The following is a 22,164-nucleotide window of genomic DNA, read 5'->3' on the forward strand; positions in this document are numbered from 1 at the left end:
GCTCCGAGGGTGGTGGCGATGGTGCGTGCGCGGACTCCGGATCGCGAGGGCGACGTCGAGAGCGACGGCGTCGCGATCCACTACGAGGTGCACGGCTCGGGATCGCCGACCGTCCTGCTGGTGCCGCCGTCGCCGATCACGCACGCGCAGATCTGGAAGACGCTGCTCCCGCACCTCGCACGGCGCACCCGCGTGGTGACCTTCGACGGCCGGGGCAACGGCCGGTCGGGCCGGCCCACCGCGGTCGAGGACCACACCCGAGCCGCGAACGTGGCCGACATCGTCGCCGTGCTCGACGCGACCGGGACGCGGGAGGCGGTGGTCGTCACCCTCTGCGACGCGGCGTGGTGGGCGCTGGACCTGATCACCGGACACCCGGAGCGCGTCGTCGGGTTCGTCGCGATCGAGCCGGGCGTGCCGCACCTCGGCGGGCCGCAGGCGCACTGGGCGGCCGCCGTCGCGACGTGGGACGCCCAGCTCGAGGACCCGCAGGGCTGGCAGCTGTACAACCGGCACGTGATCACGACGGACCACCGCCGGTGGGTCGAGTTCTTCTTCGACGCCCAGCTGGTCGAGCCGCACTCGACCAAGCAGCTGGAGGACGCGGTCGGCTGGGCCCTGGAGTCGACCGGCGAGATCCTCGCGGCGAGCGAGGAGGGGCACGAGCTCGATCCGCCGACCAGGGACGAGATCGTCGAGCGGTGCCGCCGGATCGACGTCCCGGTGCTGGTCGTGCACGGCGACCGGGACGTGTGCCAGAACGTCGACAAGGGGCAGGAGCTGGCCGCGCTGACGGGGGGCGAGCTGCTGGTCATCGAGGGCGGCGGTCATCTCGCGCTCGTCCGGGACCCCGTGCGCGTCAACCGCGCGGTCGGCGACTTCGTCGACCGTCTCCGGCCACGGCCCGCACCGCAGCGGTGGACGCGGGCAGCGAGCCGGACGCCGAAGGTCCTGTACGTGTCGTCGCCGATCGGGCTCGGGCACGTCCGCCGCGACCTCGCCATCACGGGTGAGCTGCGCCGGCTCCGGCCCGACGTCGAGGTCGACTGGCTCGCGCAGGACCCGGTGACCGCCGTCCTGGACGCTGCGGGAGAGCGCGTGCACCCGGCGTCCAGGTGGCTCGCGTCGGAGTCCGGCCACCTCGCGTCGGAGGCGGACGGCCACGACCTGCACTGCTTCCAGGCGCTGCGGCGGATGGACGAGATCCTCGTCGCGAACTTCATGGTCTTCCAGGAGGTCGTCGAGTCCGGGCGCTACGACCTCGTGGTCGGCGACGAGGCGTGGGACGTCGACCACTTCTGGCACGAGAACCCCGAGCTGAAGCGTGCTGCGCACGTCTGGTTCACCGACTTCGTGGGCTTCCTGCCGATGCCCGACGGCGGCGCGCGCGAGGCCGCCCTGACGGCGGACTACAACGCCGAGATGGTCGAGCACGTCGCGCGGTTCCCCCGGGTCCGCGACCGGGCGGTCTTCGTCGGCAACCCCGAGGACCTCGTACCCGACAGGCTGGGCCCGGACCTCCCGACGATCCGCGACTGGACGCAGGCGCACTTCGACTTCTGCGGCTACGTCACCGGCGACCGCCCACCGACCGACGAGGAGCGCGCGTTGTGGCGGGCACGGCTCGGCTACCGCGACGACGAGCAGGTCTGCGTGGTCACCGTCGGTGGCTCGGGCGTCGGGCGCGCCCTGCTCGACCTCGCCGTCGCCGCGTTCCCGCACGTCGCCCGGGCCGTGCCGGGCTTCCGGATGGTCGCGGTGGCGGGGCCGCGGATCGACGACCACGGCTTCCCGCGCCACCGCGGGCTGGAGGTGCGCGGCTTCGTGCCCGACCTCTACCGGCACCTCGCGGTGTGCGACCTGGCGGTCGTGCAGGGCGGGCTCGCGACGACCATGGAGCTGGCTGCGGCACAGCGGCCGTTCGTGTACTTCCCGCTCCTGCACCACTTCGAGCAGTCCTTCCACGTCCGGCACCGGCTCGAGCGGTACCGGGCCGGAACCTGCATGGACTTCGCGACGACCGACCCCGAGAGCCTCGCCGACACGATGGTCCGGGCGCTGACCGCGCCGGTGCGCAGCCTCGCGGTGGAGACCGACGGAGCCGCGCGCGCGGCCCGGCTGGTCGTGGACCTCCTGTGACGGTCTACCCGAGCCGGGCGGGGCGGACCATCGCCGTGCTGTCCGGGTCCGCGAACCCGTGCTGCCGGTACAGGCCGTGGGCATCCCCGGTGAACAGCACCCAGCGGAAGTCGGCGCCGGGTCCGTCGTCGATCATCGTCGCGACGATCCTGTGCCCCAGCCCTGCGCCACGGTGCGCCGCGTCGACGAAGACGTCCGCGAGGTAGGCGAAGCCGACGCCGTCCGACACCGCGCGGGCGAACCCGACCATCTCCCCGGTCGACTCCACGTACGCGCCGACCACGCGCCAGGCGCCGTCGATCTGCTTCTCGACGTCCGCCCGGCTGCGCCACCGCCCCCAGTACGCCTCGGTCGAGAGGAACCGCCAGACGACGTCACGGTCCAGACGCTCGGTCGCGTCGCTCAGCACGTAGGTCACGGGACGGATCGTAGAGTCGCCCCATGACGCACTCCGATGTCGTGGTCGTCGGCGCGGGCCTCGCCGGTCTCGTCGCCACCGCCGAGCTGGTCGCCGCCGGCCGCCGGGTCACCCTGCTCGACGCGGAGCCCGCGGCGAGCCTGGGCGGTCAGGCGTTCTGGTCGTTCGGTGGGCTGTTCCTCGTCGACTCCCCCGAGCAGCGGCGTCTCGGGGTCAAGGACTCCGCGGAGCTGGCCCTGGCCGACTGGTTCGGGTCCGCGGACTTCGCGGACGACGGCTCCGACCGCTGGGGCCGCGCGTGGGCGGAGGGGTTCGTCGAGTTCGCCGCCGGGGACCTCCGCCCGTGGCTGTACGCCCAGGGCGTGCGCTGGTTCCCGCTGGTGCAGTGGGCCGAGCGCGGGGGCTACCTGGCCGACGGGCACGGCAACTCCGTGCCACGTTTCCACGTCACGTGGGGCACCGGTCCGGGCATCCTCGAGCCGTTCGTCCGCGCTCTGCTCGACGCGCGACGCGACGGCCTGGTCGACGTGCGGTTCCGCCACAGGGTGACCGGCCTGGTGACCACGGACGGTCGCGTCACCGGGGTCCGCGGTGACCTGCTGGTCCCGGACACCGTCGAGCGCGCCGTGCCGAGCTCGCGCGAGGTGCAGGAGCCGTTCGAGCTGTCCGCGAGCGCGGTCGTCATCGCCACGGGCGGGATCGGTGCCGACCACGACCTGGTCCGCGCCACGTGGCCCGCATCGGCAGGCCAGATGCCCGCCCGCATGCTCTCGGGCGTCCCCGACCACGTCGACGGTTCCGGTATCGCTGCCGCTGCGGCCTCGGGCGCCGCGGTCGTGCACGAGGACCGCATGTGGCACTACCCCGAGGGCATCACGAACCACTCCCCCGTGTGGTCCCGGCACGGCATCCGCATCCTCGCGGGGCCGAGCAGCCTGTGGCTCGACGCCGACGGGAACCGGCTGCCCGCTCCTCTCTTCCCCGGCTTCGACTCGCTCGGGTCGCTGCGGCACATCACGGGGCGTGGTGACGACCACTCGTGGTTCGTGCTCGACAAGACGATCCTCGGGTCGGAGTTCGCGCTGTCCGGCTCGGAGCAGAACCCGGACCTGACGGGCAAGGACATGAAGCTGTTGCTGGAGCGGGTGAAGCCCGGCGCGGTCGGGCCCGTCGAGGCGTTCGCGCAGAAGTCGGACGAGTTCCTCTGGGCGGACACGCCGGCCGAGCTCGCCGCGAAGATGAACGCGCTGTCCGGCTCCGACCGGATCGACGCCGACGCCCTGGAGCGCACGATCGTCGCCCGGGACCGGCAGGTGGAGACCGGGCTCGGCAAGGACCCGCAGGTCGTCGCGACGGCCATGGCCCGGCGGTACGTCGTCGACAAGCTCATCCGCGTGGCGAAGCCGCACCGGCTCCTCGACCCCGCGCACGGCCCTCTGCTCGCCGTCCGGCTCTCCGTGCTGACCCGCAAGACGCTCGGCGGCCTGCACACCGACCTCGAGGGCCGCGTGCTGCGTCCCGACGGTGAGGTGCTGCCGGGCCTGTGGGCCGCGGGCGAGGCGTCCGGGTTCGGCGGCGGTGGCGTGCACGGCCACCGCGCGCTGGAGGGCACGTTCCTCGGCGGCTGCCTGTTCACAGGGCGGACGGTGGGCCGGGCTCTAGGCGCGTAGAGACGTCTCTCACCGGCGCTCCAGATGCCCCCGACCTGGACCTACGGATAGGTTCGGGAGCGTGACGATTCGCCCCGTGCCCCTCGGCACCTCTGTCGGACGTATCCCCGTCGTCGACGTCTCTCCCGTGGCCGAGGCCGGCCGGTTCCCGGCCAAGGCCGTCGTCGGTGAAGCAGTCCCGATCCGGGCCACCGTGTTCCGCGAGGGGCACGACGCCGTCGCGGCGACCGCCGTGCTGACGGACCCGTCCGGCGTCGACCGCGCGAGCGCGCGGATGGTGGACATCGCCCCTGGTCTGGACCGATTCGAGGCCCGCCTGGTGCCGACGAGCACGGGTGACTGGACGTTCCGCGTCGAGGGCTGGTCGGACCCGTACGGCACCTGGGTGCACGACGCCACGATCAAGGTCGAGGCCGGTGTCGACGTCGAGCTGATGCTCGCCGAGGGCGCCCTGCTGCTGGAGCGCGCCGCGGCGCGCACGGGTGCCGACGCCATGCCGAAGTCGGCCGCCCGGGTGCTCAAGGACGCGGTCATGGGCCTGCGCGACATCCGCGACACGCCGCACGCGCGGCTCGCGGCCGGGCTGTCGAGCAAGGTGCACGCCGCGCTGGCGGAGCACCCGCTGCGGGAGTTCGTGACCCGCTCGCCGCAGTACCCCCTGACCGTCGACCGTCCCCTCGCCCTCGCCGGGTCCTGGTACGAGCTGTTCCCGCGCTCGCAGGGCGCCCAGTACGACCCGGCGGCCGGAAAGTGGCAGTCGGGCACGCTGCGCACCGCGGCCCTCGACCTGCCGCGCATCGCGGGCATGGGCTTCGACGTCGTGTACCTCACGCCCATCCACCCCATCGGCGAGACCCACCGCAAGGGCCCGAACAACTCCCTCTTCGCGGACCTGGGCGACCCGGGCTCGCCGTACGCGATCGGGTCCCCCGCGGGCGGGCACGACGCGATCGAGCCGACCCTGGGCACGTTCGACGACTTCGACGCGTTCGTCGCCGCCGCGCGGGACCTGAACATGGAGGTGGCGCTCGACCTCGCGTTGCAGTGCTCCCCCGACCACCCGTGGGTGAGCGCCCACCCGGAGTGGTTCACGACGCGGGCCGACGGCACGATCGCGTACGCGGAGAACCCGCCGAAGAAGTACCAGGACATCTACCCGCTGAACTTCGACAACGACCCCGAGGGCATCTACACCGAGATCCGACGGGTCCTGCAGGTGTGGATCGACCACGGCGTGACGCTGTTCCGCGTGGACAACCCGCACACCAAGCCCCTCGACTTCTGGGCGCGGATCCTGGAGTCGGTGCGCGAGGACCACCCCGAGGTGATCTTCCTGTCGGAGGCGTTCACGCGGCCGGCCATGATGCAGACGCTCGCCAAGATCGGGTTCCACCAGTCGTACACGTACTTCACGTGGCGGAACACGAAGGACGAGATCACCGAGTACCTCGAGGAGGTCTCGGGCGAGCAGGGCGCGTGGATGCGGCCGAGCTTCTGGCCGACGACGCACGACATCCTGCCGCCGTACCTGCAGGCCACGGGCGTGCGCGGTTTCGCGGTGCGCGCGGTGCTGGCCGCGCTGGGCGCGCCGACGTGGGGCATCTACTCGGGCTACGAGCTGGTCGAGGACGTGCCGCGGCCCGGCGTCGACGAGCAGATCGACAACGAGAAGTACGAGTTCAAGCCGCGCGACTGGTCGAAGGCCGACGCGATCGGCATCAACCTGCTGCTCGGCCGGCTGAACGAGCTGCGGCACACCCATCCCGCGCTGCGCCAGCTGCGCAACCTGCGGGTGCTCCCCACGTCCGACGACGCGCTCGTCGCGTTCGCCAAGCACCTCGACGCCGAGCACTCCCCGACAGGTCGCGCCGACACCATCGTCGTCATCGTCAACCTCGACCCGTGGAACGCCCGCGGGGGCACCGTCACGCTCGACCTGCACGCGTTCGGGCTGGACCCGGGGCGGCCCGTCGTCGCGCACGACGTGCTGTCCGACGAGACCTACGAGTGGGGCCAGTCGGTCTACGTCCGGCTCGACCCGATGGTCCGCGCTGCCCACGTCGTGAACCTGGTGGCGCCGTGACCGAGACGCCCACGACCGGTCGGCACGCGCGCGAGCCCGCGCCGACGACCGCCCAGATCGTGCTGCCCGGCCACCGCCACCCCACGATGCCGCACCCCGTCGAGCCGCCGGGCGGTCTCACGGAGGACCGCGAGTGGTACCGCACGGCCGTGTTCTACGAGGTCATGCTCCGCACCTTCTCCGACTCGTCGGGCCAGGGCAGCGGCGACCTGCGCGGCCTCATCGACCGGCTCGACTACCTGCAGTGGCTCGGCATCGACTGCCTGTGGCTGCCGCCGTTCTACCCCAGCCCGTTGCGTGACGGCGGGTACGACGTCGCCGACTACACCGCGATCGCCGGCCAGTACGGCACCATGGCCGACTTCACCGAGCTCATCGAGCAGGTGCACTCCCGCGGGATGCGCATCGTCGTCGACCTCGTGATGAACCACACCAGCGACCAGCACCCGTGGTTCCAGGCGTCCCGCTCCGACCCCGAGGGTCCCTACGGGGACTTCTACGTGTGGAGCGACGACAACACCCGCTACCAGGACGCGCGGATCATCTTCGTCGACACCGAGACGTCCAACTGGACCTTCGACCCCGTGCGCCGGCAGTTCTTCTGGCACCGGTTCTTCGGGCACCAGCCGGACCTGAACTTCGAGAACCCGCGCGTGGTCGAGGCGATGCTGGACGTCGGCCGGTTCTGGCTGGGCATCGGCGTCGACGGCTTCCGGCTGGACGCGGTGCCGTACCTGTTCGAGGCGGAGGGCACGAACTGCGAGAACCTCCCCGAGACGCACGCGTTCCTGCGCAAGGTCCGCGCGATGATCGACGAGGAGTTCCCGGGCCGGATCATGCTGGCCGAGGCCAACCAGTGGCCCGAGGACGTCGTGCACTACTTCGGCACCGAGGAGGAGCCGGAGTGCCACATGTGCTTCCACTTCCCCGTGATGCCGCGGATCTACTACTCGATCCGGGACCAGAAGGCCACGAGCATCATCGAGATCCTGGCCGACACCCCGCCGATCCCGAACAACGGCGCCCAGTGGAGCACGTTCCTGCGCAACCACGACGAGCTCACGCTCGAGATGGTGTCCACCGAGGAGCGCGCGTCGATGTACGGGTGGTACGCGCCCGACTCCCGCATGCGCGCGAACGTCGGGATCCGGCGCCGGCTCGCGCCGCTGCTGGACAACTCCCGCAAGGAGATCGAGCTCGCGCACGCCCTCCTGCTGTCCCTGCCGGGCAGCCCCTGCCTGTACTACGGCGACGAGATCGGCATGGGCGACAACATCTGGCTGCCCGACCGGGACGCGGTCCGTACGCCGATGCAGTGGACGCCGGACCGCAACGCGGGCTTCTCCACCGCCGACCCGGGCAAGCTGTACCTGCCTCTGGTCCAGTCGCTCGTGCACCACTACAGCCACACCAACGTCGAGGCCCAGCTGGCGCAGCCGACGTCCCTGCTGCACTGGGTGCGCGGCATGCTCACCGTCCGCCGCCAGCACCCTGCCCTGGGCGCCGGCGAGTTCCAGGTGCTGCCGTGCGACAACGACTCGGTCCTCGCGTTCTGCCGGCACACCGCCGACGAGACGATCCTCGTCGTCGCCAACCTGGCGTCCACGGCGCGCGCCGCCACGGTGACGATTCCGGACCGCGCAGGCTGGTCCGCGCACGACGTCTTCGGCGGGGCGCCGTTCGCGGCCGTCGGCGCCGACGGGACCGCGTCGTTCACGCTCGGCTCGCGCGACTTCTACTGGCTGGAGCTGACCGCCCCGTGAGCCTGATCGCCCGCACGACCCCCGACGACGCACGCCTGCTGGACGTGCTGCGCGACTGGCTGCCGACGCGCCGCTGGTTCCCGGCGAAGGGGCAGGTCGCGGAGCTGTCGGCGGTCGCGTCGTTCCGGCTCGCGCCGGACGTGACGGTGCTGCTCGTCCGGGCGCGGGCGGGGTCGATCGACGCCGTCCTGCAGGTGCCCCTCGTCCTGACGGACGGCACCCACGACGACGCCATCGGGGTCCTCGACGGACGCACCGTCCTGGACGGGGCAGGCCATCCGGAGTTCCTGCGCGCGTGGCTCTCGGTCGCGGACGGTCCCGGTGCCGACGTCGACGTGCGCTCCGCCCGCGTGGTCTCCGGCGAGCAGTCCAACACCTCGGTGATCCTGCCGGGCGCACACCCGGGCATCCTCAAGGTGCTCCGCGCCGTCGCGCCGGGGGAGAACCCCGACGTCGACGTCCCCCGCCACCTCGTCGCCGTGGGCTGGCAGCACGTCCCGGCCCCGCTCGCGTGGCTGCAAGCCCAGTGGCCGGGTCCCGACGGCGGCCTGGTCACGGGCTACCTCGGGGTGCTGGCCGCGTTCGTCGACGCCGCCGAGGACGGGTTCGAGCTCGCGTGCGCCTACGCGGCGAAGCGCGAGTCGTTCGCCTCCGCGGCCGCCGACCTGGGCGCGATCACGGCGACCATGCACACCGCGCTCGTGTCGGCCTACGGGGTGGACGCGTCCGACCAGGGGCCGCAGGACGTCGCCCGCGCCGTGGCCGCCCGCTTCGCGTGGGCGTTGTCGGCCGTCCCCGCGCTGTCCCGCTTCGCGGACGGGGTCGGCGACGTCGTCGCCGAGGTCCGCGCCCTGCCGTCGGCTCCCCCGCGCCAGCGCGTGCACGGCGACCTGCACCTCGGGCAGGTGCTCCGGTCGCACGACACCTGGTTCATCATGGACTTCGAGGGCGAGCCCCTGGCCCCGCTCGACCAGCGCACCCGGCCCGACCTGGCCCTCCGCGACGTCGCGGGGCTGCTGCGGTCGATCGACTACGCCGCGGCCGTCGGCGGTCTGACCGGTGCCGACGCCGCCACCTGGACGGGCGACGCGCGCGCGGGGCTGCTCCGCGGGTACGGCGGCGGGGACCAGACCCTCCTGCGCGCCCTCGAGCTGGACAAGACGCTCTACGAGGCCGTGTACGAGTCCCGCAACCGCCCGTCGTGGCTGCCGATCCCGCTCGCAGGGCTGGAACGGCTAGCCGGCGGTGACCTCGAGGGGTAGCTCCAGCGGCATCCGGAGACCCGCCTGGCGCGGCGCGAGCTCGCTCTGCAGCACCAGCGCCGCGGCGCCGACCGCGGCGGCCTCGGGCGCGTTCGAGGAGATCGTCACGCGCACGGGATGGCTGCCGCGCGCGAAGAACGACTGCCCGAGCCGGCGCTCGATCTCCGGCAGGTACAGCGAGCCCGCGAGCGCGAACGCGGGTCCAGTGAGGATGACGAGCTCGAGGTCGAGCACGTTGGCCAGGGTCTGCGCCGCGACGCCGAGGTACCGCGACGACCGCTCGAGCAGCTGCAGCGGGAGCTCTTCGCCCCGGCTGGCGGCGCGGGCCAGGGCCCCGAAGTTCTCCGCGACGTTCCGGCCGGGCAGCTCGAGACCGGCGTCGCGGGCGGCTGCGACGACCGCCGCCGGGCCCGCGAGCACCTCGACGCACCCGATGTTCCCGCACCAGCAGACGGGTCCGTCGAGGTCGACGCAGATGTGCCCGACCTCGCCCGCGTTCGAGCTGGAACCCCGGTAGACGGTGCCGTCGACGATGATCCCGGCGCCGATGCCGGTGCCCATGTAGAGCGCGGCGAACGCCGAGCCGGTGGCGATCCCGCCGGACCAGTACTCGCCGATGGCCGCGGCGGTGGCGTCGTTGTCGAGCAGCACGGACAGCCCGACGGCGTCCTCCAGAGCGGCCCCGAGCGGGAACTCCGCCCACCGCTGCATCACGGGCGGGGTGAGCGTCATGCCGGTCGACGCGGAGATCGGGCCCGGCGAGACGACGCCCAGCCCGAGGATCCGTGCGGGGTCGACACCGACGCGCGTGATGGTCGTGCGGATCTCCGCGGCGATGCGTGCCACCACGGTGGCGGGGTCGTCGGACCCGGCTCCCGGTCGGCGCCATCGCGCGACGATCGCGCCGCCGAGGTTGGCGATCACGTAGGTGATCCCGGCGTGGTCGAGGTGGACCCCCACCGCGTAGCGCGCGGACGGGTCCAGCTGCAGCAGCATGCGGGGCTTGCCGCCGGTGGACTCGGCGCGGCCGACCTCGAGCACGAGACCGTCGTCGATGAGCCGGCGCACCACCGTGGAGATGGTGGCAGCCGTGAGGCCCGTCGCGCGCGTCAGCTCCACACGGCTGATCGTCCCGGCGGCCCGGATCAGATCCAGGATCGCCGACCGGCTGCTCGCGTGCGCGGCGCCGAGACCCGGCTGGGAGCCGCTCACCCGTCCTCCTTCGTGGGGTGTCCCCCTCGTCGCACACCATAACGATCTGGGTACTTCCTGGGTCTTCTAGGACACGCCCGTTGACTAACTTTGTTCACTTGCCTAAGAATGCCACGCGGAGCACAGTGAACTCGACCCCCGAGCCGCCGTGCCTCATCAGACCCTGGTCGGCACGCGGAGGTGCCGGCCCGACGAGAGGATCAACGATGTTCCCTCAGAAGCGACGCACCCGCCTCATGGCGTTCGCGGCCGCCGGCTCGCTCCTCGCCCTCACCGCCGCCTGCTCGTCCGGCAGCGGCGACAGCGACGACCAGGCCAACGACGACGGCACGCCGTCGGGCGAGATCACGGTGCTGACGTGGCGCACCGACCTCGTGGAGGACGGCACCTTCGACACGTACGTCGAGGAGTTCAAGGCCAAGTACCCCGAGGTCACGGACGTCAAGGTCGAGGGACTCACCGACTACGAGGGGGAGGTGAAGACGCGCATGAACACCGAGAACTACGGCGACGTGCTCGCCATCCCCGGCTCGGTGACCCCCGACCAGCTCGGCGACTTCTTCGAGCCGCTCGGCACCCAGGAGGAGATCGGCGCGGAGTACCAGTGGATCAACGACAAGTCCTTCGAGGGCCAGTCGTACGGCATCCCGGTCGTCGGCAACGTCCAGGGCTTCGTCTACAACAAGCGCGTGTGGGAGGAGGCCGGGATCACCGAGTTCCCCGACACCCCCGAGGCGTTCCTCGAGGCGCTCCAGGCCATCAAGGACAACGGCGTCGAGATCGCCCCGCTCTATACCAACTACAAGGACGGGTGGCCGCTCTCGCAGTGGGACGGCTGGCTGGGCGCCGTCTCGGCGGACCCTGACTGGAAGAACAAGATCGTCGAGTCGGACACCCCGTGGACCGAGGACAGCGACTACGGCGTGGTCGACGGCCTCATCTACGACGCCGTCGCACAGGGCCTGACGGAGGCCGACCCGACGACGACCAACTGGGAGGAGTCGAAGCGGCTGCTCGGCACCGGTGAGGTCGCGACGATGGTCCTCGGCTCGTGGGCCATCCCGCAGATGGCGGCGGCCGCCGAGGCTGCAGGCGCCAGCGGCGACGACATCGCCTACGCACCCACCCCGGTCAAGGTGGACGGGAAGTTCCACTCGGTCGCCGGCGGCGACTACAACCTGGGCATCAACGTGAACTCCCAGAACAAGGCGACCGCGCGCGCGTGGATCGACTGGTTCAACCACGAGTCGGGGTTCTCTGAGTCGCAGGCCGGCCTGTCGCCGATCATCGACGGTCCTGTGCCCGCGGCCCTGACCAGCTTCGTCGAGGAGGTCGAGCTCATCACGCTGAACCCGGCCCCCGAGGGCAAGGAAGCGCTCTTCGCGGACATCGACACGGCCTCGGGCATCGTCACCACCGACCCGAAGTTCCGCCAGAAGAACATCGACGACGCCCGCTCCGGCGCACGGACCAAGCAGCAGATCTTCGACGACCTCAACGCCCAGTGGGCCGAGGGTCGAGCGTCGGTCAGCTGAGACCCGTCCCATGACGACCGCTCCCTCGGGTCTGGACGACCCGACGACGGCGGCCGCGCAGAAGTCCGACGCGGCCCGCACCCCCCACAAGCCCCGGGGCGGTGCGGGCCGCGGCACCGCGTGGTATCGCCGGCTGACTCCGTACTACTTCCTGCTGATCCCCGTCGGGCTCCTGCTTCTGCTCACGTTCGTCCCCGTCCTCAACATGTTCTGGTACTCCGCGACGGACTGGGACGGGCTGGACAAGACGAAGAACATCGTCGGCTTCGACAACTACGTCGAGGTCTTCACGGACCCGGACAACGTCCGCGTGTTCTACGTCTCGCTCTACTACTTCGTCGCCTCGTTCGCGCAGATGGCGATCGCGCTGTACTTCGCCACGATCCTGTCCTTCAACACCCGGTTCAGGAACCTGTGGAAGGGCATCCTGTTCTTCCCGTACCTGATCAACGGGGTCGCGATCGGCCTGATCTTCCTCAACTTCCTCAAGCCGGGCGGCGGGATCGACACGATCCTCATGGCGGCCGGGCTCGAGAGCCTGATCCAGCAGTGGACCGGCGACCCCGACGTCGCGAACTTCTCGCTGGCCGGCGTGTCCGTGTGGCGCTACATGGGCCTGAACTTCGTCATGTTCCTCGGCGCGATCCAGTCGATCAACAGCCAGGTCTACGAGGCCTCCGAGCTCGACGGGGCCAACCGGTGGCACCAGTTCCGGTACATCATCCTGCCGTCGATCCGCCCCATCATCGGCCTGTCGCTCATCCTGGCGATCTCCGGTGCGCTCTCGGTGTTCGAGGTCCCGTTCGTCATGACGGGCGGCGCCAACGGCACGGAGACCTTCGTCATCCGCACGGTCTGGATGGCGTTCAACCGCAACATGGTCGGCCTGGCCTCGGCCATGGCCGTGGTCCTCCTGCTCATCGTCCTGATCGTGACCTGGATCCAACGCAGGGTGATCCCTGACGAGGAGGTGGACCTCACATGATCCGCGCAGCCGCCGGCACCGGTAAGTACGTCTCGCTGGTCATCGCCTCGATCGTGATGCTGCTGCCTCTGGGCCTCATCCTGTTCGGGTCCTTCAAGACGAGCCAGGAGTTCCTCGCGACGGGACCGATGACCCCTCCGTCCGACTGGGGCAACATCGAGAACTACGTCACGGCGTTCACCCGCGGCAACATGCTCCAGGCCTTCGGGAACACCATCGTCATCTTCGGCGCCGCGATCGTCGGCACGATCCTGATCGGTGCCGCCACGGCCTACGCGCTCGACCGGTTCCGGTTCGCCGGTCGCAGCACGGTGCTCGCGCTGTTCCTGCTGGCGACGCTCGTCCCCGGCGTGACCACGCAGGTGGCGACGTTCCAGATCATCAACGGCCTGGGGCTCTACGACTCCCGGTTCGCGCTGGTCCTGCTGTTCATGGGCACGGACATCATCTCGATCTACATCTTCCTGCAGTTCATCCGGGCGATCCCGAAGTCGCTCGACGAGGCGGCGAAGATCGAGGGCGCCGGGCACCTGCGGATCTTCTTCCAGATCATCCTGCCCAACCTGAAGCCAGCCATCGCGACGGTCGTCATCATCAAGGGCATCGCGATCTACAACGAGTTCTACCTGCCGTTCCTGTACCTGCCCTCGAAGGACCTGCGGCCGATCTCCACCACGCTGTTCGACTTCAAGGGCCCGTACGGCTCGCAGTGGGAGATCATCTCGGCCGGGGTCGTCATCACGATCATCCCGATCCTGGTGCTCTTCCTGTTCCTGCAGCGGTACATCTACAACGGCTTCACCTCGGGCGCGACGAAGTAGTCCCCCAGCGGACGACGGGGGCAGCTGGGCTGGCTGCCCCCGTCGTCGTCCATCAGACCCGCGTCGCCCGGACCAGCGCGATGCGCTCGGGCAGCTGCCCCGGCGCCTCGATCCCCACGCCGGACAGCAGCCGCCCGGGCAGCCGCACCCCGTCGGAGGTCCACCAGGCCGGCGCGTGGTCGACCCGGTCGCCCGGAGCCTGCGGACGCACGTTGTAGAGCGCGTCGGGGTCCAGCCCCGGCAGCGTCACCCGCGGCAGCGCCGTGCTCGTGGACCGGTCCGTCATCGTGACCGCGAAGAGCGCGTCCCCGCGGTCCTGCGCGACCACCCCGTGGACCGCGAGGGCCGGGTCGACGACGTCCGCGTGCACGGCCGTCCCGGAGTGCAGCAGCCCGCGCACGTCCTTGTACAGCGCGATCCACGCGGCCAGGTCGGCCCGCTGTGTCTCGTCGGCCTCCTGCAGGTCCCACTCGACCCCCAGGTGCCCGAACAGGGCGGTCGCCGCCCGGAACGACAGGTCGTGCCGACGCCCGGTGCTGTGCGCGGTGCCGGAGCCGATGTGCGCGCCGACGAGCTCCAGCGGGATCAGCAGGTTGGTCCACCTCTGGATCTGCTGCCGCTCGTAGGCGTCGATGCAGTCGCTCGCCCACACGCGGTCGGTGCGCTGCAGGATCTCCAGGTCGACGCGCGCGCCACCCGACGAGCAGGACTCGATCTCGACGCCGGGATGCCGCGAGCGCAGCTCGTCGAGCAGCCGGTAGACGGCGAGCGTCTGCCCGTGCACGCCGGGCGCTCCCCCGTGGCCCGCGTCGACGAGGTCGCGGTTGTGGTCCCACTTGAGGTACCCGATCGGGTACTCGGTGAGCAGCGCGTCGAGCCGGTCGAGGATGTACGCGTAAGCCTCGGGGACGGCGAGGTCCAGCACCTGCTGGTGGCGCGCCTCCCGGGGCAGCCGCGACGGCACCCGGAGCATCCAGTCGGGGTGCGCACGGGCGAGGTCCGAGTCGGGGTTGACCATCTCGGGCTCCACCCAGAGGCCGAACTGGAGCCCGAGCCCGGTCACGTGCTGGACCAGCGGGTGCAGCCCGTCGGGCCACACCTCCGCCGACACGTACCAGTCCCCCAGCGCCCTGGAGTCGTCGCGACGGCCACCGAACCAGCCGTCGTCGAGCACGAACCGCTCCGCACCGACCTCGGCGGCAGCATCCGCGAGCGCCGTGAGCCGCCCGAGGTCGTGCTGGAAGTAGACGGCCTCCCACGTGTTCAGCGTGACCGGCCGCGGCGACCGCGGGTGCTGCGGGCGGGCCCGCATCCAGGAGTGGAACCGGCCCGCGAGCGCGTCGAGCCCCACTCCCCAGGACCCGTAGACCCACGGGCTGGTGTAGGACTCCCCGCGGCCCAGCCGCACCTCGCCGGACCCGAGCAGCTCGCCGCCCCCGAGCAGCCCGGGGTGGTAGTGGCTGCGCTCGGCGAGCGAGCGGTGGTTGCCGGACCAGGCGGTGTGCACACCCCAGACCTCGCCGGTGCGGTTGGCGAAGCCGGCCGTCCCTGCGACGAGCACGAACGCGGCGTCGTAGCCGGTGCGGCCGCGCCGGTTCTCCCGCAGTCGCGTCCCGTGGGTGAAGGCGGTCCGCTGCGGGCTGCGCTCGCGCGCCCAGCGCCCGGTGAAGTCGAGCAGCTCGGTCGCGACCGCCGGGACGGGCAGCGTCAGGAGCAGCCCGTCGACCCCGAAGGCGTCGTCGGCCTCGTTCGTGAGGACGGCCTGCTGGCGGACCAGCCCCTGCGCGGTGAGCTCGAGCACGAGCACCAGGGCGAGCCGCGCGGCGTCGTCCGCCGCGTGGACGGTGAGCCGCTGCGTCCCGTCGGGCGCGGTCTCCACGTCCCACGACCGGACGGCGAACAGGGTCGAGAAGTCCTGCCCGGCCCGGCTCCCGACCAGCCCCGGCGTCCCGAGGAACCCCGCCGACTCCTGCGGCAGGACCGCGACCTCCACCTGGCCGTCGACCGGGAAGCCGTGCGGGACGACGTCCCACGCGAGGCGCGCGGACTCGAGCGCCGAGCCGTCCAGGTCGCCGATGTCAGCACCCCAGTGCAGGATCCGCGGCAGGGTCCCGCCGCCGAGGTCGACGACGAGGCTCACCCCAGCGGCGCGCAGGTGGAGGAGCTCCGAAGGGTGGATGGCGGCGGTCACGAGAGGCGTCTCCTGGTCGTCCGGGATGGGATCGGTGCAACGCTACGACGCTGCGTCATTGACTTACTTTATTCAGTTGTCTAAGAATGACCCCAGGGTACTTGCCAGATGATCGGCACCGTCCGCGGGCGCCGACGCTGTGCGTCGCGAGGATGCGGCGCGCACACGCCGGACCCCCGGACCCAGGAGCTCGACGATGAACACCCAGGACCTGTTCGACGGATGGTCGCTGACCGCCGTCGCCGGCCCCGTCCCGACCGACCTCGCCGGACGCCGCGTCCCCGCGCGCGTGCCCGGCACGAGCCACACGGCGTTGCTCGAGGCCGGCCTCATCCCGGACCCGTACCTCGACCGCAACGAGGAGGTCCTGGCGTGGATGAAGCGCGTCGACTGGGTCTACGAGCGTGAGCTGGACCTGGCCCCGGCTGCTGCTGACGAGCGCGTCGACCTCGTCTTCGACGGCATCGACACCGTCGCCACGCTCACGTTCGACGGCCGCGAGATCGGCCGGACGGCCAACCAGCACCGCTCCTACCGCTTCGACGTCCGCGACCTGCTCCGGCCGACGACGCAGCGGCTCCGGGTCTCGCTGCACTCCGCCGTCGCCCACGCCGAGGCCGAGGCCGCACGGCTCGGACCGCGCCCGCTCGCGTACCCGCAGCCGTTCAACATGGTCCGCAAGATGGCCTGCTCGTTCGGCTGGGACTGGGGGCCGGACCTGCAGACCGCCGGCCTCTGGCGCCCCGTGACGGTCGAGCACTGGACGGTCGCCCGCCTCGCCGGGGTACGACCGCTCGTCACCGTCGACGCCGACGGGACCGGCCGTGTCGAGGTGCACGCGACGATCGAGCGCTCGGGCCTACCGGGAGGGGACGTGCCGCTCACCGTGCAGGCCCGGGTCGCCGGCGCCGACGTCAGCGTGACCGTCCCGCCCGACGCGACCTCGGCCGTCGTCGTCCTGGAGGTCCCGCACGCCCCGTTGTGGTGGCCCGTCGGGCACGGCCCGCAGCCGCTGTCGGAGCTCACCGTCGCCCTCGTCGGGCCGGACCCCGCGGCACCGCTGGACACGTGGAGCCGCCGGATCGGCTTCCGCACCGTCGAGCTGGACACCGCCCCGGACGACGACGGCACGGCGTTCACGTTCCGGATCAACGGCCGCCCGATCTTCGTCAAGGGTGCCAACTGGATCCCCGACGACCACCTCCTCACCCGCATCACCCGCGAGCGCCTCGCGCACCGGCTCGACCAGGCCGTCGACGCCAACCTCAACCTCGTGCGCGTCTGGGGCGGCGGCATCTACGAGTCGGAGGACTTCTACGACCTCTGCGACGAGCGCGGCCTGCTCGTCTGGCAGGACTTCCTGCTCGCCTGCGCGGCGTACCCCGAGGAGCAGCCGCTCTGGGACGAGATCGAGGCGGAGGCCCGCGAGCACGTCGCCCGGCTGACCCCCCACCCCTCGCTGGTGCTCTGGAACGGTGGCAACGAAAACCTCTGGGGGTTCATGGACTGGGGCTGGCCGGAGGACCTCCAGGGACGCACCTGGGGCTTCCGCTACGCGACGGAGCTGCTCAAGGACGTCGTCGCCGACCTCGACCCCACCCGCCCGTACTCCGACGGCAGCCCGTACTCCCCCGGCGCCGGGCTCACCGAGGTCCACCCCAACGACCCCGACCACGGCACGTTCCACCAGTGGGAGGTCTGGAACCGCGTCGACTACCGCGTGTACGGCGACGACGTCCCCCGCTTCTGCTCGGAGTTCGGCTTCCAGGGGCCGCCGACCTGGGCCACCCTGACCCGCGCCGTCCACGCGGCCGACGGCGGTCCGCTGACCAAGGACGACGCGACGTTCCTCCTGCACCAGAAGGCCGAGGACGGCAACGGCAAGCTCGACCGCGGCATGGAGCCCCACCTCGGTGTGCCCGAGGACTTCACCGACTGGCACTGGGCGGCCCAGCTCAACCAGGCGCGCGCCGTCCGGTTCGCCATCGAGCACTACCGGTCGTGGTGGCCGCGTACGGCCGGTGCGATCGTCTGGCAGCTCAACGACTGCTGGCCGGTGACGTCGTGGTCGGCGATCGACGGCGACGAGCGCCGCAAGCCGCTCTGGTACGCCCTGAGGTCCGCGTACGCGACGCGCCTGCTCACGGTGCAGCCGCGCGAGGGCCGCGAGGTGCTCGCGGTCGTCAACGAGACGCCGGTCATCTGGCAGGGCGTCGTCCGCCTCTCCCGCCAGCGGCTCGACGGGACCGTCCTCGCCGAGGAGGACCTGGCGCTCGCCGTCGGGGCCTGGTCCGTCGGGCAGTTCGCGCTGCCGAGCACGGTGGCGACGCCTGCCGACCCGTCGCGCGAGGTGCTCGTCGTGCGCCTCGGCTCCCTGCAGTCCGTGCACACCTGGGTCGAGGACGTCGACCTCGCGCTCGACCCGGACGCCGTGCACGCGTCGGTCTCCCCCGTCCAGGACGGCTACCGCGTCGACGTCACGGCGACGTCGTTCGCCCGCGACGTCACGATCCTCGTCGACCGGCTCGACCCGGACGCCGTCGTCGACACGGCTCTCGTCGACGTCCCCGCGGGTGCCACCGCCTCGTTCCACGTGCGCACCCGAGGGACGTTCGACCCCGCCGCACTCACCCGCGCCCCCGTGCTGCGCTCCGCCAACGACGTGGTGCTGCCCCGGCTCGGCGCACGTGACCTCACCCAGTCGCCGGCCTGAACGACGTCCCACCGCAGGTACGCTCGCGTCCATGGCACATGGGCTCGACGCGGTGGGACTCGTCCTTGCTCGGCCCGCCCGGATGCTCGGCTTCGAGCCGTTCTTCATGGAGCTCATCGGCGGCATCGAGGAGTCCCTCGCAGCCGAGGGACGCTCCCTGCTGCTGCACGTCGTCCCCGACCACGACGCCGAGATCCGCACCTACCGCCGGTGGGGCGAGGGCAAGCTCGTCGACGCCGTCGTGGTGGTCAACATCGCCCTCGAGGACGCCCGGCTGGACGTCCTGGGCGAGATCGGCATCCCCACCGTGGTCGTCGGGGGCCCGCGCCCGGACCTGCCGTTCGCCAACGTCTGGATCGACAACGCCCAGGCGATGCGGACCGCCGTGACCCACCTCGTCGGCCTCGGCCACCGCCGCCTGGCCCGGGTGAGCGGACCGAAGCACCTCGCACACACCCAGGCGCGCACCGACGCGTTCATGGGCGAGTGCGCCCGGCTCGGCGCGCACGGAGCCGTCGTCGAGGGCGACTACGGCGAGGAGTCCGGCACGCGCAGCACCCGTGCGCTGCTCGGCCGCGGCACACCACCGTCCGCGATCATCTACGACAACGACGTCATGGCCGTCGCGGGCCTCGGTGTCGCGCACGAGATGGACATCGCCGTCCCCGAGCGCCTGTCCCTGCTGGCCTGGGACGACTCCGCCCTGTGCCGGCTGTCGCACCCCGCCCTCTCGGCGATGAGCCTCGACGTCCACGCCATGGGCGTCCAGGTGGCCGACTGCGTGCTCAACCTCCTCGCGTCGGGCACCGTCCGCTCCTACACCGCACCCCTGCCACGGCTGGTCGCCCGCGGCACGACCACCACCGCACCCACCACCGACGGCTGACGCGCAGGTCACCCAGGAGACCATCCTGCGCGGAACTCCCGCGGGTGGTTGGGTAGGGGCATGAGCCCGGCCGCCCCCTCTCCGGTTCCCGTCGACGACGACACCCTGCGCACCGTCGCCCACGGGGCGTACTACGCACCGCACGATGTCCTCGGTCCACACGTCGGAGGTGGGGGCGTCACCGTCCGCACGCTCCGTCCGCTGGCCGAGTCGGTGGTGGTCGTCACGTCCACGTCACGGGTCGCGGCGCGCCACGAGCAGGACGGGATCTGGGTCGCGGTGCTGCCGGGGGCCGAGGTCCCGGACTACCGCCTCGAGGTGACCTACGACGGGCACACCACCTCCGTCGACGACCCCTACCGCTTCCTGCCCACCGTGCAGGAGCTCGACCGCCACCTGGTGCGCGAGGGCCGGCACGAGCAGCTGTGGACCGTCCTCGGCGCCAACGTGCGCACCTACCCCGGGGAGCTGGGCCAGGTCAGCGGCACGTCGTTCGCCGTCTGGGCGCCGAACGCCCGCGCGGTCCGCGTCGTCGGCGACTTCAACTACTGGCAGGGCGCGTCGCACGCGATGCGGTCCCTGGGCGACAGCGGCGTCTGGGAGGTCTTCGCCCCCGGCGTCGGCGCCGGCGCCCGCTACAAGTTCGAGGTCCTCGGCAGCGACGGCTCGTGGCGGCAGAAGGCCGACCCGCTCGCGCAGGGCACCGAGGTGCCCCCCGCCACGGCATCCGTCGTCGTCGAGTCGCGCTACCGGTGGACCGACGACGCCTGGCTCGCTGCCCGAGCAGCGCGCGACCCCCACACAGCACCCATGAGCGTCTACGAGGTCCACCTGGGCTCCTGGCGCGTCGGGCTGTCCTACCGGGACCTTGCCCACCAGCTGACCGAGCACGTGACCTCCCTCGGCTTCACGCACGTGGAGCTGCTGCCCGTCGCCGAGCACCCCTTCGGCGGCTCCTGGGGCTACCAGGTGTCGTCCTACTTCGCCCCGACGTCACGGTTCGGGCACCCCGACGACTTCCGCTACCTCGTCGACACCCTGCACAAGGCCGGCGTCGGGGTCATCGTCGACTGGGTCCCCGCGCACTTCCCCAAGGACGAGTGGTCCCTCGCCCAGTTCGACGGCACCCCGCTCTACGAGCACCCGGACCCGCTGCTCGGCGAGCACCCCGACTGGGGCACGTACGTCTTCAACTTCGGCCGCTCCGAGGTCCGCAACTTCCTCGTCGCCAACGCCACCTACTGGCTCGAGGAGTTCCACGTCGACGGTCTGCGCGTCGACGCGGTCGCCTCGATGCTCTACCTCGACTACTCCCGCAAGCCCGGCCAGTGGCGGCCCAACCAGTACGGCGGCCGCGAGAACCTGGACGCCATCTCGTTCCTCCAGGAGGCCAATGCGACGGCCTACCGGCGCACCCCCGGGATCATGATGATCGCCGAGGAGTCGACCGCGTGGCCCGGCGTCACCGCCCCCACCGACGGCAACGGCCTCGGGTTCGGCCTGAAGTGGAACATGGGCTGGATGAACGACACCCTGCGCTACCTGGCGGAGGAACCCGTCCACCGGCGCTACCACCACAACGAGATCACCTTCTCGATGGTCTACGCCTACTCCGAGCGGTTCGTGCTCCCCATCAGCCACGACGAGGTCGTGCACGGCAAGGGCTCCCTCTACGAGCGCATGCCCGGCGACCACTGGCAGAAGCTCGCCGGCGTCCGCCTGCTGCTCGGCTACCAGTGGACCCACCCCGGCAAGCAGCTGCTCTTCATGGGCAGCGAGTTCGCGCAGCAGACCGAGTGGGCCGAGTCGCGCTCCCTCGACTGGCACGCCCTCGACGACCCTGCCCACCAGGGCGTGATGCGTTCCGTCGCCGACCTGAACCGCGTCTACAAGGAGACGCCCGCCCTCTGGCAGCTCGACCACTCCCCCGACGGGTTCGAGTGGATCGACTCCGACGACGCCTTCCGCAACACCCTCGCGTACCTGCGCAAGGGCTACGACTCTCCACCCGTCGCCGTCGTCGTCAACTTCGCCGGCATCCCGCACGAGGGCTACCGGCTCGCCCTGCCCCGCGGCGGTCGGTGGCGTGAGATCTTCAACTCCGACTCCGAGGCGTACGGCGGCTCCGGCGTCGGCAACCTGGGCGAGATCGAAGCCCTGCCCGAGCCCCACTACGGGCGGCCCTACTCCGCGTCGATCCGCGTCCCTCCGCTGGGCGTCGTCGTCTTCGAGGCCGGCTGATCCCGACCGACGTCGAGACGTCGAAGAGCCCGCACCCCTCGGTGCGGGCTCTTTCTCGTCCGCGGGCGACCTCGTGGCACAGGGACCGGTCACGGGTCCGTCCGCGCCGCCGAGCCGGACGCACGCCGATCGACGCAGCGCGCGCGGTGTCGGTCGAGCCGCTCGTCGCGCGAACGTCAGCGTCACGGCGAGGGCCAGAACAATGCGTCGAGAACTGTTGGGGAAACAGGAAGAGCCACCCCCGG

The 22,164-nt window shown here is 71.6% G+C and carries 14 protein-coding genes; 11 read left to right on the forward strand and 3 right to left on the reverse strand.

The features are described from left to right. Nucleotides 1-18 precede the first annotated feature (18 nt). Nucleotides 19-2,139, forward strand: a complete 2,121-nt coding sequence (locus CTE05_RS11165; protein WP_146846196.1) for an alpha/beta hydrolase — start codon at nt 19-21, stop codon at nt 2,137-2,139. 4 nt (nt 2,140-2,143) lie between these two features. Here the strand turns inward: CTE05_RS11165 and CTE05_RS11170 are convergent, their stop codons facing one another. Next, nucleotides 2,144-2,557: a GNAT family N-acetyltransferase gene (locus CTE05_RS11170; RefSeq protein WP_146846197.1), complete on the reverse strand. Its 414-nt coding sequence runs from the start codon at nt 2,555-2,557 to the stop codon at nt 2,144-2,146. A 23-nt stretch (nt 2,558-2,580) separates the two neighbouring features. On the opposite strand from CTE05_RS11170, the gene CTE05_RS11175 reads away from it, so the two are divergent. The 4 genes from CTE05_RS11175 (at nt 2,581) to CTE05_RS11190 (ending at nt 9,335) form a co-directional block, all read left to right on the forward strand. Next, nucleotides 2,581-4,227 (forward strand): FAD-binding dehydrogenase, encoded by a 1,647-nt coding sequence (locus tag CTE05_RS11175; RefSeq protein WP_146846198.1) that lies wholly within the window; start codon nt 2,581-2,583, stop codon nt 4,225-4,227. A 61-nt stretch (nt 4,228-4,288) separates the two neighbouring features. Then, nucleotides 4,289-6,310: an alpha-1,4-glucan--maltose-1-phosphate maltosyltransferase gene (locus CTE05_RS11180; RefSeq protein ID WP_146846199.1), complete on the forward strand. Its 2,022-nt coding sequence runs from the start codon at nt 4,289-4,291 to the stop codon at nt 6,308-6,310. 86 nt (nt 6,311-6,396) lie between these two features. Further along, nucleotides 6,397-8,073, forward strand: coding sequence for a maltose alpha-D-glucosyltransferase (gene treS, locus CTE05_RS11185; protein WP_146846222.1), 1,677 nt, complete (start codon nt 6,397-6,399; stop codon nt 8,071-8,073). Further along, nucleotides 8,070-9,335 (forward strand): maltokinase N-terminal cap-like domain-containing protein, encoded by a 1,266-nt coding sequence (locus tag CTE05_RS11190; protein ID WP_246123543.1) that lies wholly within the window; start codon nt 8,070-8,072, stop codon nt 9,333-9,335. The genes treS and CTE05_RS11190 overlap by 4 nt, the downstream gene beginning before the upstream one ends. Here CTE05_RS11190 and CTE05_RS11195 read toward each other — a convergent pair. Beyond that, a complete protein-coding gene (locus CTE05_RS11195) occupies nt 9,309-10,547 on the reverse strand; it encodes an ROK family transcriptional regulator (RefSeq protein WP_146846200.1) in 1,239 nt (412 codons plus the stop codon). The two genes, CTE05_RS11190 and CTE05_RS11195, sit on opposite strands and share 27 nt — an antisense overlap. A 206-nt stretch (nt 10,548-10,753) precedes the next feature. On the opposite strand from CTE05_RS11195, the gene CTE05_RS11200 reads away from it, so the two are divergent. From CTE05_RS11200 to CTE05_RS11210, 3 genes are read left to right on the forward strand one after another with little or no spacing between them, the layout of a single operon-like run. Then, a complete protein-coding gene (locus CTE05_RS11200) occupies nt 10,754-12,082 on the forward strand; it encodes an ABC transporter substrate-binding protein (protein ID WP_146846201.1) in 1,329 nt (442 codons plus the stop codon). Between the two features lie 10 nt (nt 12,083-12,092). Then, entirely contained in the window at nt 12,093-13,067 is a 975-nt protein-coding gene (locus tag CTE05_RS11205) for a carbohydrate ABC transporter permease (protein WP_146846202.1), read from the forward strand. Next, entirely contained in the window at nt 13,064-13,888 is an 825-nt protein-coding gene (locus CTE05_RS11210) for a carbohydrate ABC transporter permease (protein WP_146846203.1), read from the forward strand. The genes CTE05_RS11205 and CTE05_RS11210 overlap by 4 nt, the downstream gene beginning before the upstream one ends. Nucleotides 13,889-13,940: 52 nt before the next feature. Here CTE05_RS11210 and CTE05_RS11215 read toward each other — a convergent pair whose 3' ends face one another. After that, on the reverse strand, nt 13,941-16,079 hold the full coding sequence (locus CTE05_RS11215; RefSeq protein ID WP_186814831.1) for an alpha-galactosidase: 2,139 nt from the start codon (nt 16,077-16,079) through the stop codon (nt 13,941-13,943). Between the two features lie 196 nt (nt 16,080-16,275). Between CTE05_RS11215 and CTE05_RS11220 the strand changes: the two genes are divergently transcribed. The 3 genes from CTE05_RS11220 to glgB are packed head-to-tail and all read left to right on the forward strand — an operon-like array spanning nt 16,276 to nt 21,919. Continuing rightward, on the forward strand, nt 16,276-18,792 hold the full coding sequence (locus tag CTE05_RS11220) for a glycoside hydrolase family 2 protein (RefSeq protein WP_146846204.1): 2,517 nt from the start codon (nt 16,276-16,278) through the stop codon (nt 18,790-18,792). A gap of 31 nt (nt 18,793-18,823) precedes the next feature. Then, a complete protein-coding gene (locus CTE05_RS11225) occupies nt 18,824-19,678 on the forward strand; it encodes a LacI family DNA-binding transcriptional regulator (protein WP_146846205.1) in 855 nt (284 codons plus the stop codon). Nucleotides 19,679-19,738: 60 nt separating this feature from the next. After that, complete coding sequence (gene glgB, locus CTE05_RS11230) at nt 19,739-21,919, forward strand: 1,4-alpha-glucan branching protein GlgB (protein ID WP_146846206.1); 2,181 nt, start codon at nt 19,739-19,741, stop codon at nt 21,917-21,919. Nucleotides 21,920-22,164 lie beyond the last annotated feature (245 nt).

Origin of the sequence: Cellulomonas terrae, assembly GCF_007990265.1 — a bacterium.
In the GTDB taxonomy this organism is placed as follows: domain Bacteria; phylum Actinomycetota; class Actinomycetes; order Actinomycetales; family Cellulomonadaceae; genus Cellulomonas; species Cellulomonas terrae.